Origin of the sequence: Litchfieldella anticariensis FP35 = DSM 16096 (genome assembly GCF_000409775.1) — a bacterium.
Lineage (GTDB): Bacteria > Pseudomonadota > Gammaproteobacteria > Pseudomonadales > Halomonadaceae > Litchfieldella > Litchfieldella anticariensis.
On sequence record NZ_KE332388.1, the window covers coordinates 35,467 to 50,455 of the forward strand.

General features: G+C 61.2%; 12 protein-coding genes. 2 read left to right on the forward strand and 10 right to left on the reverse strand.

The genetic code is table 11. The features are described 5' to 3' along the window. Window positions 1-45: 45 nt before the first annotated feature. From L861_RS07050 to L861_RS07095, 10 genes are all read right to left on the reverse strand, one after another. Complete coding sequence (locus tag L861_RS07050) at window positions 46-1,050, reverse strand: type II secretion system F family protein (protein WP_016416364.1); 1,005 nt, start codon at window positions 1,048-1,050, stop codon at window positions 46-48. A gap of 12 nt (window positions 1,051-1,062) precedes the next feature. Then, complete coding sequence (locus L861_RS07055; RefSeq protein ID WP_016416365.1) at window positions 1,063-2,058, reverse strand: type II secretion system F family protein; 996 nt, start codon at window positions 2,056-2,058, stop codon at window positions 1,063-1,065. Next, window positions 2,049-3,443: a TadA family conjugal transfer-associated ATPase gene (locus tag L861_RS07060; RefSeq protein ID WP_016416366.1), complete on the reverse strand. Its 1,395-nt coding sequence runs from the start codon at window positions 3,441-3,443 to the stop codon at window positions 2,049-2,051. The genes L861_RS07055 and L861_RS07060 overlap by 10 nt, the downstream gene beginning before the upstream one ends. Before the next feature lie 13 nt (window positions 3,444-3,456). Beyond that, window positions 3,457-4,644 carry a CpaE/TadZ family protein gene (locus tag L861_RS07065; protein WP_016416367.1) on the reverse strand — a complete coding sequence of 396 codons (1,188 nt, stop codon included), beginning with the start codon at window positions 4,642-4,644 and terminating at the stop codon, window positions 3,457-3,459. Window positions 4,645-4,729: 85 nt separating this feature from the next. Next, entirely contained in the window at window positions 4,730-5,041 is a 312-nt protein-coding gene (locus tag L861_RS07070) for a hypothetical protein (protein WP_016416368.1), read from the reverse strand. A gap of 25 nt (window positions 5,042-5,066) precedes the next feature. Further along, window positions 5,067-6,644, reverse strand: a complete 1,578-nt coding sequence (locus L861_RS07075; RefSeq protein WP_016416369.1) for a type II and III secretion system protein family protein — start codon at window positions 6,642-6,644, stop codon at window positions 5,067-5,069. A gap of 47 nt (window positions 6,645-6,691) precedes the next feature. After that, the gene (cpaB, locus tag L861_RS07080) at window positions 6,692-7,513 is read right to left on the reverse strand and encodes a Flp pilus assembly protein CpaB (protein ID WP_016416370.1); all 822 of its coding nucleotides are present in this window, start codon (window positions 7,511-7,513) and stop codon (window positions 6,692-6,694) included. Next, complete coding sequence (locus tag L861_RS07085) at window positions 7,510-8,847, reverse strand: DUF8689 domain-containing protein (RefSeq protein WP_016416371.1); 1,338 nt, start codon at window positions 8,845-8,847, stop codon at window positions 7,510-7,512. Before L861_RS07085 ends, cpaB begins: the two co-directional genes overlap by 4 nt. A gap of 279 nt (window positions 8,848-9,126) precedes the next feature. Further along, window positions 9,127-9,669, reverse strand: coding sequence for an A24 family peptidase (locus L861_RS07090; protein WP_016416372.1), 543 nt, complete (start codon window positions 9,667-9,669; stop codon window positions 9,127-9,129). A gap of 84 nt (window positions 9,670-9,753) precedes the next feature. Further along, on the reverse strand, window positions 9,754-9,939 hold the full coding sequence (locus tag L861_RS07095; protein WP_016416373.1) for a Flp family type IVb pilin: 186 nt from the start codon (window positions 9,937-9,939) through the stop codon (window positions 9,754-9,756). Window positions 9,940-10,700: 761 nt separating this feature from the next. Here L861_RS07095 and L861_RS07100 point away from each other — a divergent pair. Both L861_RS07100 and L861_RS07105 read left to right on the forward strand, forming a co-directional pair. After that, complete coding sequence (locus tag L861_RS07100) at window positions 10,701-11,825, forward strand: efflux RND transporter periplasmic adaptor subunit (RefSeq protein WP_016416374.1); 1,125 nt, start codon at window positions 10,701-10,703, stop codon at window positions 11,823-11,825. Beyond that, the gene (locus L861_RS07105) at window positions 11,825-14,953 is read left to right on the forward strand and encodes an efflux RND transporter permease subunit (protein ID WP_016416375.1); all 3,129 of its coding nucleotides are present in this window, start codon (window positions 11,825-11,827) and stop codon (window positions 14,951-14,953) included. Before L861_RS07100 ends, L861_RS07105 begins: the two co-directional genes overlap by 1 nt. Window positions 14,954-14,989 lie beyond the last annotated feature (36 nt).

The following is a 14,989-nucleotide window of genomic DNA, read 5'->3' on the forward strand; positions in this document are numbered from 1 at the left end:
TGAGATACCCCCTGCAAGGTTTTTTCGTTGTTGGCTATCACGGTTCTAATACCCAGCTCCAGCCAGCGCCCTCATTGCGCCGAGCAACGGCGGCCCCAACGCCACCACGAAGAAACTGGGAAATACGCAGAAGATCAGCGGAAACAGCATTTTGGTGCTGATCTTGGCCGCCAGCTCTTCGGCTTCCTGGGTACGCTTGTCGCGCAGTTCCACGGCATAGATGCGCAAGGTGGTGGCAATGCTGGTACCGAAGCGCATGCTCTGCAGCAAGGTGGTCACCAGGCCGCGAATGTCCTCGACGCCAGTGCGCTCTTCCATGTCGCGCAACGCTTCCTTGCTGTCCATGCCCGCGCGGGTCTGCATGCTGAACAAATGCAGTTCGTCGGCGAGTTCTGGATGGCTGACCTCGAGATCCTGTGCCACGCGCTGTATGGCAGCCCCCAACCCCAGCCCCGCTTCGGTACAAACCACCAGCAAATCCAGTGCATCCGGCAGGCCGCGGCGCAGTAAGCGAGTGCGTTTCTTGGTCTCCCGCTCCAGCCACAGCACCGGAAGCAGGTAACCGGTAAGCGCCGTGGCTCCCAACATCAGCAGGTTGACGCCCAGCGGCAAGCGCACGAAGGGAATCACCAGGGTCAGCAATAGCAACGGCGGCAGCACCGTCAGCGCCAGCCGGGTGCCATAGAAGACGTTCACGGCTCCTGGCGAACGCTTGCCGGCGCGCCGCAAGCGCTGCGCGATACGGTTCTTGGCTTCTTCCTTGTTGGGCACTAGCCGTTCGCCCATCGGCCCCAGCCATTGGCTGACACCCGCGCCCTTCGCTCCACCAGCGGAAGCGACAGAGGCGGAACCGGCAGCCGTGGCAGCCCCAGCTTCCAGACCCCGTAAACGCCGACGCAAGGGGTCCGACAAACCCATCAGCAGTAACAGCAGGGCGATCATCAAGGCGAAGATGGTCAACCCCAGCAGTGCCGAAAAGCCGAGTTGGACCATCTCCGGGTCGGCAAGCCACTCTTCCAGTTGGCTCAGCAGTGACGTCAGCGCGTCCATATCTATCTCCCTTCACACGTCGATACGTATGATTTTGCGCATCCAGAAGATCCCGATGATCATCATCACGAATGCCGCCATCACCAGTTGCCGGCCGGTGGGATCTTGAGTGAGCATGGGAATGAAGTCGGGATTGACCACCGTCAGCACGCCAGCCAGTACGAAGGGCAACAGCGACAGGATCCAGGCGGCCATCTTGCCCTGGGCCGAGAGGGTGCGCAGCTTGCGCTGGAAGCGGAAGCGGTCGCGCACCACGGCGGCCAAGCCATCGAGCAGTTCCGCCAGGTTGCCGCCGGTCTCCTTCTGGATCAGTACCGAGGTCACGAACACCATCACCGTGACGCTTTCCACCCGTTCCAGCAGGCCGTTCATCGCCGCGCGCACATCGCCACCGTAGTTGATCTCCATAAAGGTGATGTGGAACTCGCCGGCTATCGGGTCGGCCATCTCCTCGGCCACCAGGCGCATGGCATCGCTGAACGGATGCCCGGCACGCAGCGCGCGCGCCATGATGATCAACGCATCGGGCAACTGCTCCTCGAACTTGGCCAGGCGGCGGCTACGCGCTATGTTCAGGCGCATGAAGGGGAAGGCCCACACCCCCAGCCCGAGCAGCACACCAAGCACGGGATGTGGCAGCAGGTAGAACCCCGTTACCCCGGCCATGCCCCCCAGGCACACTGCGTACAGTACGATGCGATAGGCGGGTGTCTGCTTGCCGGCCTGCTCGACCAGCCGCTCCAGCCGTTGCATGCCGGGCAGCGACTCCAGTGCGCGCTCCAGCGGCGAAAGATCGCGCAGGTATTTCTGGCGTACCAGCGACACCTGCCCCTGGTTCGACGCGCTATTGATATGACGTAGGCGCTTCTTGAGCCGCTTGCGTACCTGCCGGTTCTCGCCGAAGGTCGGCACCATGAAGCTCTGGATCAGCAGGAACGCGGCAATGAAGATCATGCCGAGGAAGATCGTCTGGTCGGAGAGCTGGATGTTCAGCGCACTCAGTTCCATGGCCGCTGGCCTCCGCCGATCTGGAACACCTCTAACGGCGGCGCCATGCCGCGACGCTTCAGGTAGTCGTAGAAGCCGGGTACCACGCCGGTAGCCGTGAAGCGGCCGATGACCTTGCCTTCCTCATCGATGCCTTCACGCTCGAAGCGGAAGATTTCCGACATGGTGATGATGTCACCTTCCTGGCCGTTGATTTCCTGCACGCTGACCAGCCGGCGCTTGCCATCTTCCTGGCGCTCGACCTGCACCACCACGTCGATCGCCGAGGCGATCTGCGCGCGTAGCGCCTTGGCCGGCAACTGGAAGCCACTCATCGCCACCATGCTCTCGATGCGCGTCAGGGCGTCACGCGGGGTGTTGGCGTGAATGGTGGTCAACGAGCCGTCATGGCCAGTATTCATGGCCTGCAGCATGTCGAAGGCCTCGCTACCGCGCACCTCACCGAGGATGATGCGGTCCGGGCGCATACGCAGGCTGTTGCGCACCAGATCACGCTGCGTTACCTCGCCTCGCCCCTCGATATTGGGCGGGCGGGTTTCCAGGCGCACCACATGCGGCTGCTGCAACTGCAGTTCCGCCGAGTCCTCGATGGTGACGATACGCTCATCATGCGGTATGAAGCCCGAGAGAATATTGAGCAAAGTGGTCTTACCGGCACCGGTGCCTCCCGAGACCAATACGTTGAGCCGCGCCTTGACCACCTTTTCCAGCAATTGGGCGACTTCCGGCGTCAAGGTGCCGATCTCGACCAGGTTTTCGGCGTTCAACCGTTCTACCGCGAAGCGGCGGATCGACAGCATCGGGCCATCGATGGCCAATGGGGGAATCACCGCGTTGACCCGCGAGCCGTCCTTGAGGCGAGCATCGACCATTGGCGAGGATTCGTCGATGCGCCGCCCCACGCTGGAAACGATGCGGTCGATGATGGTCATCAGATGGCGGTCGCTGTCGAAACGCAACACGGTCTGCTCCAGTTTGCCGCGACGCTCGACGAAAATCGGCGTGGTGCCATTGACCAGGATGTCCGATACCGACTTGTCGGCCAGCAGCGCTTCCAGCGGCCCCAGGCCCAACACCTCGTCCTGCAGTTCCTTGACGATACGCTGGCGCACCGCGGCGTTGAACGGCAGCGCCTCTTCGCTCATCAGCGACTCGCAGACCTGCTGGATCTGCTGGCGTGCTTCACGCTCATCGAGCGTGCCCAACAGCGACAGGTCCAATACCTTGACCAGCTTGCGGAACAGCTTGTGCTTGCATTCCTGTTCGGCCGCCGTCAGCCCTTCCGTGGCATTGCGTGCGGTCTTCAACCCCCATGATTGACGGGCCATCTCTCCATTCCCGTTTCCTTCCATACCATCACTGCCCAAGCGTTCGCGTAAGTTCATCGCCGTTTCCCCCTCAGTTCCTTCGTGCCCAGTTCAGCAGCGGCCATTTGCCACGGCTGGGCATCTGTGTCTGTTCGTCTGCGTCCAAAGCACTTGCCAATGCGTCGAGCTTGCGGGTGATCGGCGCCTTGCGTGCCAACTCGCTCAATGGGCTACCCACATTGATGCTCTGCGTCACGCGGCGGAAATCGTTGGGCAGCGTGAACACCGGCACCCCCGGCAAGGCATCGCGAATATCGTCGAGCCCGACGGCGTTGCGCTTGTCATAACGATTCACCACTACCGTGATATGGGTATTCGTCAAGCGCAGTTCGTAGCGCAGGATATCGCGCAACCGCTGGGCATCACGCAGATGCGCCACACTCTGTTCCATCACCATCAGGATACGGTCGGCACGCTCCAGCACCGTGGCCGTGGGGCCACTGATCCAGCGCGGCAAGTCGACCAACACCTCGTCGTAAGCCTGAGCCAGTACCTGCAGCAGTAATTCGACCCGCGACTCCGGAATCTCGGCGATGGTCACCATGTCCTGTGGCGAGGAAGCCAGCAGATCCAGCCCACTGTCATGGGTCTTCACATAGCCTTCCAGGGCCACGGCATCCAGACTGTCGGCCGCTTCCAGCGCCTGTACCAGGCCATTGTGCGGGGATAGATTGAAATACAGCGGCAGCGAACCGAACTGCACGTCGAAATCCACCAACACGCTGTGCCGGTCGCGCTCGGCAAGGACATGGGCCAGATTGGCGGCGATCACGCTGGCCCCGGAACCGCCCTTGGCATTGATCACTGCCGTCAGGCGCGCCGCCTGGCGCTGCGGATCGGTTAGCCGGTCGCGGCTCAACTGGCGGATGAACTGGCTGATCTCGCCGTCATCGATGGGCGGCGAACAGAAGTCGCGGGCACCGGCGCGCATGGCGATGCGGATCAGCTCGACATCGCCCTTGGGCCCTACCACCAGCAGCGGCGGGCGCTCGGCCGCCGGGCGTTCGCATAGTGCCGTGAGTTCCGCTTCCCAGTGGTCGCTGACCAGCAGGATCAAGGCATCGGGCAACGACGACACTCCATGCAAGGGATCGGCATGCCCGTTGACGATCACCCGGGTCGTGACGTTGATGTCGCTTTGGCTGCGTAGCATGGACTCCAGGAAGCCCAGCTCGTCCCTGTTCCGTCCTGCCAGTAGTATTTCCAGTCGATAACGCATGCCGTTATTCCCGTATGTGATTGGCCTGAATCGCCGTCCACTCTCTTCTTGCTTCTTGTTCTTGCACTCTTATCGCTTTGCCCATTTAAGGCATGACCACCATTGGTGCCTGGCTGGCCTGCCCAGAGGTAGGCGGTTGCCGATAAGCCCGCATCGCTGCCGCCGGCTTGTCGCCGCGCATGGTGCCCACCTCGTCTTCCGGGGGGTAAGTCTGCAGTTCGATCATGCGTCGCACGCTGTCACCATATTCCGGCAAATCGGCTCCCGGCTGTGCCGCGCAGGCTGTCAGCAGTACGCTGCCAAGCGCGATGACTGCCAGCCGCCATGGCCATCGCGGCCGGTCATGCGTGACGAGTGAGTGTGTCCGTTCTTGCGGTGTAAGAGATGAACGCTTCATGGTGCTGTCTCCCGGGCTATGTGGATCAGAGGTCATGGCCGAAGCGTCCTTCGGTGCCGCCATCGTCACGACTGGACATCAGCTCCATGTCGAGACTGGAAGTGCGGCGCGGAGGCGGCTGGTCGTCAGGGCCACGAGCATGAAAGTTGCCCAGTAGATAGAACTCCAGATCGCTCGGCGGTACGAAGGAACCGGTGGGCAGACGCACCTGCGCGGTGTCGAACGAACGTGCCAGGCGCGGGGTGACGAAGATCACCAGTTCGGTCTGCTCCTTGATGAACTCCTGGCTGCGGAACAACACGCCGAGCACCGGCAAGTCGCCCAGCCCAGGGAACTTGGAGACGTTCTCGCGCAAGCTCTCGTTGAGCATGCCGGCGATGGCGATGGTCTGCCCAGTGTTGAGTTCCACGGTCGAGCTGGCGCTGCGCTTGACCAGCGCCGGCACGAAGAACTGCGACGTGGTTTCATCACCGACACCTAACCGCAGGCTGTTGGCGGCCACCAGGTCCGAGACCGAGACATCGACCTGCAGGTTGATGGTGCCGGAATCCAGCACCACCGGCACGAAACGCAGCCCGACCCCGAATTCCTTGTATTCGATGGTGATCGTGCCGTCGCCCTGGGGTACGGGAGTCGGGAATTCACCGCCGGCCAGGAATTGCGCTTCCTGCCCGGTCAAGGTGGTCAGGTTGGGCTCAGCGAGGATCTTGGCCACCCCTTCGCGGTTGGCGGCATCGAGCACCAGATTGAGCAGATAGTCGCCGCGCTGGTAGCTGGCGAAGATCCCGGTGTCCTCGATCGAGGCCAGATTGGGGGCGAACTCGTCGATCACCGGCCCAATCGGCGTATTTCCGCCGAATGTCGGAACTCGAGCCGTTCCCCCAGCTCCAGTATCGAACTCGGCGTCGGGGAAGGTCGCCCCACCAGTCACACCACCCAGGCGCAAGGCCGAGGAGCCGACATTGAAGACATTGAAGTTGGCTTCCAAGCGCTTGACCAACGAGCGCGATACCTCGGCGACCTTGACGTCGAGCATCACCTGCTGGGCGCCACCGACCTGCATCAGGTTGAGTACCGTTTCGCCGCCCTCCTCACTGGCCACGGCAAAACGGTTGGCCAGCCGTAGCGCAGTATCCATACGCTCGGCGCTCGATACCTCGCCGCTGAGCACGATGCTGTCCTGGGCCGAACGCACCTGGATATTCTCGCCGGGCAGCATGGTATGCAGGTGGCCCTTCAGCGATTCCAGGTCGTGGGTGACACTGACGTTGAGCATACCCTGGACGCGCTCGGACTCGTCCCACAGCACCACGTTGGTCGTGCCGAGCGACTTGCCCAGGATATAGATCTGCCGCGAGCGAACCACCACGATATCGGCGATCTCCGGGTTACCCACCGAGAGTATCTTCACCGAACGCGGAAACTCCAGTACCTGTGACTTGTTGATCGGCACGTCCACCGATACCGTGCGCCCTTCGTAGGGCATCGCGACCCGGCGTTCCTGGGCCAGGGCAGCTCCGCCCCCCAACGCTGCCAGCCCCCATGCCAGCAAAGAAGCCAAGGCCACCGCCAGCCACTTATCCACTACCCGTTGCCTGTTCATTGCGTTCCCCTGCTGACTCATCGTTTCTGGTTATCGTTAGTGGCCCGTCAGTTGCGCACGCTGACCGAACTCTGCTGGGTACCGCGAATGATATGTACCTGCCGGCCGACCGGTGCCGCGCGAACAGGCTGCGGCGTGGGCTCGGATACGGCCTTGGGTTCGGCGACGCCCATGTTCGAACGCTGGGCGGTCATGAAGTCGTCCTTGTCGTCTTCCTGGTCGAGCGGATTACGCAGGGTAAGCTGTACCTTGCCCTCCTGGGTCGCTTCCACCAGCTTCTCTGCCTGGCGTGGGTCGACCTCGAGCGTTACCGCACGTACGATCACTGGCCCGTCACGTTCCTGGGAGGCGATCTGGTCCACCGCCAGCACCTTGATATTGCGCAGGATGGTTTCCGAGGTGACGTTGCGGTTGTTGCCATTGGATTTGGCAGAGACGACGTCCACGCGGTTGCCGGGCAGCAAGAAGCCAGCTACACCCACCACGTCGTCGACACGCACGCTCATCGCCCGCTTGCCGCTCTCCAATATCGCCGCCAGGGCACTGCCGCCCATGTGTTCGGCGACTCTTCCTTCGAGCACGATCTCGCCGGGATAGATCACCTGGTTGCTGACCCTTCCGACCACCTTCTCGATCTCCGAGAAGCTGCCTTCAGGCACAGCCTTGGGTGGCAGTTCCACCATGCGCAGGTCCGAGGCCTGTACCGTCTGGCCAAAGGGGATCTGCAGCGTGGCCACCACCACTTGCGCCATATCGCTCACGGCGTCTCCCTCGCCTTGCTCATGCATCCAGTTCTTGGCCAGCATGGCGGCGCCGGTGGCCATCACCAACGACACGCCCAACATCAACACGATGCCTTTCTTGTTCATGATGCGTCCCTCCCGGGTTCACCAAGCTCTCCGAAATAGTTTTGCCATGCCCAGTGCAGGGCCTCCCGCGATAGCCCCTCACGCACCACCCCCCGATAGCGGAGATAGTCCTGGGCCAGGCCCAGCAGATCGCGGGGGTGGCAAGGCAGCAGCGGCACCTTGAAGCGTGCGTGTAGTTCGTCGATCACGAAGTGCGTCACCAACGGATCGCAGGTCAGCTCTCGCTCGTGGCACTCCTGCTGCCAGATGGCCAGGTAGCCGTCTCGCGATAGCGGTTCGAAATGGATCTTGTAGCCAATGCGGCGCAGGAAGGCGGGGTCGGCCAGCGACAGCGGCTCGAGGTTGGTGGAGAACACCAGCGCCACATCGAAGGGCACGTGAAAATGCTGGCCGTTGCTCAGGGTCAGGTAATCGCAGTGCTCTTCCATCGGCACGATCCAGCGATTGAACAGTTCCATGGGTTCCATGCGCTGGCGACCCAGGTCGTCGATCACCAGCATGCCGTTGTTGGCACGAAGCTGGATCGGTGCATGATGAATATGGGTCGTTGCGTCGTACTGAACTTCCAACATGTTCAGGGTCAGTTCGCCCCCGGTGACCACACAGGGCCGCCGGCAGCGTACATAGCGTGGGTCATGGCCCTGCTCCAGATACAACCTTGCCAGGGGCGAAGTGGCCTCTTCCTCGATCACCTCATGTACGGCAGGGTCAAAGCAGCGTAGCGCCTTGCCGGCAACCAGAATGGCATGTGGTATCAGCACATTACCGGGCAACAACCGTGACAGGCGCCGCGAGATGAAACTCTTGCCGGTCCCTGGGTCGCCATAGAGGAACATCGCGCGCCCCGAGTGCAGCGCCGGGCCCAATTGGTCGAGCAGCTCAGGCGCAATCACCGTATCGGCAAAGGCATCATGCACTGTCTGGCGGTCGACGCCATCGGCACTCATGGTCTGCGTTTTCACTTGGCGGACATAGTCCTCCAGCGTGACGGGGGCCATGCCCGCATAGCCGTCACGCGCCAATGCTTCCAGCGCCGCGGCACGCCCGCGGTCGGTCAGCCCGAAACGCAGCACGCCCTGTTCACCAGCCCCACGCACTTCCGCGCGGCGCTCATCGCGTAGGAAGTGGCATATCTCCTCAACCACCGGCCCCGCCAGCGCACTGCCCTGGCTCAATTGATGCAGATCCAGCACCCCATGCTCGTAAAGCTGCTTGGAAAGCAAGTCCGCCAGGTAGAGCAGATCGAGCCCCGTCTCGGCCACCGTACTCGGCCGCACCGGCCCGCTACTCGCCGAGGCCGACGGTAAACGCTCTGTGGAGAGACACAATGTCATGACAAGACTCCTTCTACTCTTTATTGGCTTCGGGCTTCGGGCTTCGGGCTTCGGGCTTCGGGCTTCGGGCAAGATCGTCGTTTGCTCTGAGTCTTCCGAAAAACTGCTCGTAGCTCGCAGCCCGTACCTCGTAGCTTTTCTTCCTACTTCCTTCTTCCTCTTTTCCGCTCGTAGCTCGTTGCCCGCAGCCCGTCGCTTTTCTTCCCACTTCCCACTTCCCACTTCCTTCTTTTTCTTTTCCGCTTGTAGCTCGCAGCTCGCGACTCGTAGCCCGCCGCCTTACCCCCACCACTGCCACACCAATAACCCCGTGGTCCCCAGCGCAATCGACACTGCAAAGGGGAATTTCCTGCCCATCACTTCGCCCTCTTCCGGCGCCACATAAATCGGCTTTCCAGTCACGGCTAAGGTCTTTAACATCAGGCCATACCTGGCCCATGGAGAGATGGAATTTCGCGAAAACAGCGCACTAGCGGCAAAACCCATGGCGATTACGCCACCGACAAAGATGCTGGCCAATGCGGCGATGAAAACGTCATAAGGGCCAAGTAAGGTGCCAACTGCCGCCATCAACTTGACGTCACCGGCACCGGTCATACCCAGCAGATAGCCTGGCAGCAAGATCACAAGCCCCACTGCCAGGCCGGAAATGGTGGCCAGGATACCGCCGGAACCTGCCAACAATCCCTGCAGCAGAATTCCTATTGCGGCCCCGGCCATAACGAGCACATTGGGGATACGCCGCTGGCGTAGATCCCAGACCGCCGCGCTCCAGATCAGCAGCAGTACCAGTCCGGGTATCAGCAAGTGCTCATGGCGCATAGTGATCCCCTTTGTTGTTTGGCTGTTCTTAGGAGGAAGAAGCGCCGATGTCCCTATCGGCGCCAACTTTCGTTACTGAGATGCTTACGGTCCTGCCGGAGCCAAGGCGTCCCGCAGCGCGCCCAAGTGCGTTGATACATGCCCACCGATTGCAACGAAAATCGCCGCTCCGACAGCCACGATCAGCCCACCGACCAGCGCCCATTCGACGACCTCGGTGCCTTCTTCTTCTTTCCAGAAGCGCTCGATACCCTTCATCAACTTGTTCATGTCGTGATTCTCCGTTTCTTCTTGAGTTGGTTAACCACTTCTTTCCAGAGCCGGCCGGGACCGGCCAGAGCCGACACCCCCGGGAATCAGCTCCCGAGGTCAGCATCGCTGTTACAATACAGTTACGCTGTAACAATCTTGCAGGGCTATAGGATTATCTTGCGTTGGGTCGGATGACTGAGGGCTGGGAAGGAAGGATGAGAGACGTTTCGACCGCAGGAATGACAAGAGGAACAATGAGTTAGGATGCAGAATTCATTGCAGCGCAGCACAACAAATTTTTCTACACATTTCGTTACATTGATGAGAGAAAATCGCAATACGACGTTCAACGAACTAATATCGAGGGCTAAAATATAATCATTCTTGATTGTTTTTTGTCACAAATAGAAATGAGTGAGGTTCCAGCAAAGGAAACGCTGAAGAAATCGACGAGCATGCTCAAGCGCAAGGCGCCCGGAGCACAGGAACCGGAGCATATGGGGTATAGGTGAGGATCCGCCGGTCCGACGCTTCGGCACCGCGCAACGCAGCGATTGAGTAGCGCAGGCATTTATTCAGTGTTTCCCAAAAGGGCTGATTGAGTTCCCGTGCAAGCAAATCGTTGCCTGTCGAGGTAAGCAACGAAAATTTCCGATTTTTAATCACATTGTCGACCCTTCCGCTGTGTAGCCTGTGGGGAAGACCCGTTAGCATTAGAATTAAGTGTGGACATGGATTGGTCCGCGCTTTCGTTTCATTTTTCCTAATAACGAGACAACATGATTCGCACATCGCTTTCTTCAGGCTGGCCGCTGGTCGCCGCTGCCCTGCTGGTTTCCGCGTGGCTGGTGGCGCCTGGTGCTCATGCTCAGGAACGTGTTCCGGTGATTGCCAGCTATGCCGAGCTTCGCCCATGGTCGGACCCGCTAGAGGCACTGGGCACGCTGCGCGCCGACGAGAGCGTGACACTTTCCGCCACCATGACCGAAACCGTCGCCGAGCTGAATTTCCAGGATGGCGAAGTGGTCGAGGCTGGCCAGTTGCTGATGCGCCTGGAAGACAGCGAGGAACAGGCCCAACTACGCGCCGCACAGGCGCTGTATGACGAGAGGCGCAATGCGTTCTCGCGTGCCACACAGTTACAGCAGCGCAACCTCGGCACACGGGCGGAACTCGAGGACAGCCAGGCACGGCTGCGCCAGGCCGAAGCCGCAATCGAGGAAATCCAGGCGCGCTTGGCCAATCATCGGTTGCGAGCCCCCTTCGACGGCGTGATCGGCTTTCGCAATATCAGTGCCGGCAGCCTGGTCACGCCTGGTACGGAACTGCTGACCCTGGATAAGCTGGATGTGGTCAAGCTCGACTTCCGGGTACCCGAGGTCTATCTCGCTGCATTGCAACCAGGGCTGCGTCTTACCGCGCGTACCGATGCCTACCCCGATGAAACCTTCAGCGGCGAGATCGCCAATGTCGGTACACGTATCGACTCCGTCACCCGCAGCGTGACGGTACGTGCCATATTGGCCAACGATGACATGCGCCTGCGCCCCGGCATGTTGATGGAGGTCGTGATTCAACGCCGCCCGCGCGACACCCTGGTGGTGCCAGAGTCGGTACTGGTGCCCAGAGGCGAGCGCCACTATTTGTTCGTTATCGACGAGGCCGATGACAACCGCCTCGAACGCCGCGAGGTCGTGGTCGGCGAACGCCGTGCCGGTGAAGTCGAAATTCTCGAAGGCTTGCAAGCCGGCGAACTGGTGGTGCGCCATGGTGTGCAGCGTGCCCGCGATGGCGATCAGGTGGCCCTGCTGGGCATTGCCGACGACGAGACTGCGGTGCGCGATATCCTGCAACGTCAGCGCCCAACCGCGGCCCCGGATGCCTCCGCCAAAGGCGGTGCCTGATGCGGCTGTCCGATATCTCCGTTCAGCGCCCGGTGCTGGCCATGGTGATCGCGGCCTTGATCGTGGCCTTTGGCCTATTGGCCCTGGAACGCCTGCCGCTGCAAGAGTATCCCGCCATCGACCCGCCGATCGTGAGTATCGACACCCGCTACCCCGGCGCCTCGGCCAGCGTGGTGGAAACCCGGATCACTCAGGTGATCGAGGACCGAATCGCCGGCATTGAGGGCATCGAGTTGATCACCTCGTCGAGCGAAGACGGACGCTCCCGAATCGACGTTGAGTTCAGCCTGGCCATGGATATCGACGCTGCAGCCAACGACATTCGCGACCGTATCTCCGGGGCCTTACGCGACCTGCCTGACGAATCCGACCCACCGGAAGTGCAGAAGACCGACAGCAGCGACGATGTGGTGCTGTGGCTCAGCTTGTCGGGAGATGGCTATTCGATGGCCGAGCTCACCGACTATGCCAATCGTTATCTGGTCGACCGCTTCTCGGTGCAGCCGGGTGTTTCCCGAGTACGAGTCGGTGGTGGGCGCGAATATGCCATGCGCATCTGGCTGGACCGCAACGCCCTGGCGGCGCGCAACCTGACTGTGGGCGACGTGGAGGATGCACTGCGTGCCGAGAATGTGGAGTTTCCTGGTGGCGCTATCGAGTCACAGGAGCGCCAGTTCATCGTGCGCCTGCCACGGGCTTTCTCCACGCCCGAGGATTTCCGCACCCTGGTCCTGGATCAGGGTAGTGACGGCTACCTTGTGCGGCTGGGTGATGTGGCGCGAGTCGAGATCGGCTCGGAAGAGGATCGTTCGATGTTCCGCGCCAATGGCATCCCCATGGTCGGACTGGGCATGATCAAGCAGTCCACCGCCAATGTGCTGGAGCTCTCGCAAGGCGTGGTCGCCGAGATGGCGCGTGTGCAACCCAGCCTTCCCGAAGGCATGGAACTGCGTCTGAACTTCGACTCCTCTCTGTTCGTCTCCGGTGCCATCCAGCAAGTGGTGATCACGCTGTTCATCGCCATGGGCCTGGTGGTACTGGTGATCTTCATGTTCCTGGGCAATTTCCGCACTACCTTGATGCCCGCTGTCACCGTTCCCATTGCCGTGATCGGTTCGTTCATCGCCCTGGCGGTATTGGGCTTTACCATCAATCTATTGACGCTGTTGGCGCTGGTGTTGGCCATCGGTCTGATCGTCGACGACGCCATCGTGGTGCTGGAGAACATCAACCGACGCATGCACGAGTACGGCGAAACTCCGCTAGTCGCCGCCTTTCGCGGTACCCGCCAGATTGCCTTTGCGGTAATTGCCACCACCTTGGTGCTGATCGCGGTGTTCGTACCGCTGAGTTTCCTGCAGGGCGACATCGGGCGGCTGTTCTCGGAATTCGCCCTGACCCTGGCGGCGGCGGTGGCGATCTCCAGCCTGCTGGCACTGTCGCTAACGCCGATGATGGCTTCGAAGATCTTGAGCCCCGCCATGCATGAGGGCCAGTTGGCACGTGCCGTGCAGTGGTTGTTGGAACGCTCGCAACGTCTCTACCGCGCGCTTTTGCTGCATATGCTGAAACAGCGCCTGGTGGTGCTGGCGGTGTTCCTAGGGTTGGTGGGCGCCACAGCCTGGCTCGCCGACCGCCTGCCGGAGGAATATACCCCGCAAGAGGACCGCGGCAGCTTTTTCATCCTGGTCAACGGTCCGGAAGGTGCCACCTATGACTATACCCTCACCTACATGGACGAGGTCGAGGCACGCCTGGCACCGATGGTCGAGAGGGGAGAATTGCAACGCGTGATCATCCGCGCGCCTTTCGGCTTCGGTAACATCGAGAACTTCAATGACGGCTTCGCCATCGTCAGCCTGGCCGATTGGGGCGAGCGACGCTCGGCTTGGGAGATCATGGCCGAGGTACGCACCCGATTGAGCCCTCTGCCTGGCATCACGGCGTTCCCGATCATGCGCCAGAGCTTCGGTCAACGTGTCGAGAAGCCGGTGCAGTTCGTACTCGGTGGCGGTACCTATGAAGAACTCACCGAGTGGCGCGATCTGCTGCTTGACCATATCCACGATGACAACCCTCGCCTGATCGAACTCGACAGCGATTATCAGGAGACTCAGCCTCAGTTGCGGGTGGATATCGATTACCAGCGAGCCGCTACGCTGGGCGTGACCGTGACCGAGATCGGTCGCACCCTGGAATCGCTGCTCGGGGGACGCAGCGTGACGCGTTACGTCGACGATGGCGAAGAGTACGACGTCATCATCGAGGGCGATCGCGACGCCCAGCGCAGTCCACGCTCGCTGGACAACGTCCAGGTACGCTCGGCCCGCAGTGGTGAGCTGATACCACTGGCCAGCCTGGTTCGGCTGACCGACTTTGCCGGCCCCAGCACCCTCAACCGCTTCAACCGGGTACGCTCGATCACCATCGAAGCCAATCTCGCCGATGGCTACCCGCTGGGTGAAGCCCTCGATTACCTGGAGCGCGCCGCCGACGAGCTGTTGCCGCCCGAGGCACAAACCGATGTCGCGGGGCCCTCCCGGGATTATCAACAGGCCAGCGGTGCCACGACCTTCCTGCTTATCATGGGTACGCTGGTCGTGTTCCTGGTGTTGGCCGCCCAATTCGAGAGCTTCATACACCCGTTGGTAATTATGCTCACCGTACCGCTAGCCATGATCGGGGCACTCCTGGGGCTGTATGTCACCGGCCAGTCGCTGAACATCTATAGCCAGGTGGGGCTAGTGATGCTGGTTGGCTTGGCCACCAAGAACGGCATCCTGATCGTCGAGTTCGCCAACCAGTTACGCGACCAAGGGCTTGCCTTCCGCGATGCCTTGGTGGATGCCTCGGTGACCCGCCTGCGGCCGATCCTGATGACTGCCGTGACCACCATGGCGGGCTCGATCCCACTGATCGTTTCCACCGGCCCCGGCGCCGAAACCCGCATGGTGATCGGCACCGTGATCCTGTGTGGTGTGGCCACGGCAACGCTATTCACGCTGTTCGTGGTACCGGTGGCCTATGACCTGCTGGCCCGGCGCACCGGCTCGCCTGCCGAGGTGCAGCGCCGATTACAACGCGAGATGAGCGATCATCATATCGCCAATGTCGACGAGCAAGCGTAGCGGGTTGATATTCGACTCATGCCGGCCTGACGGCCG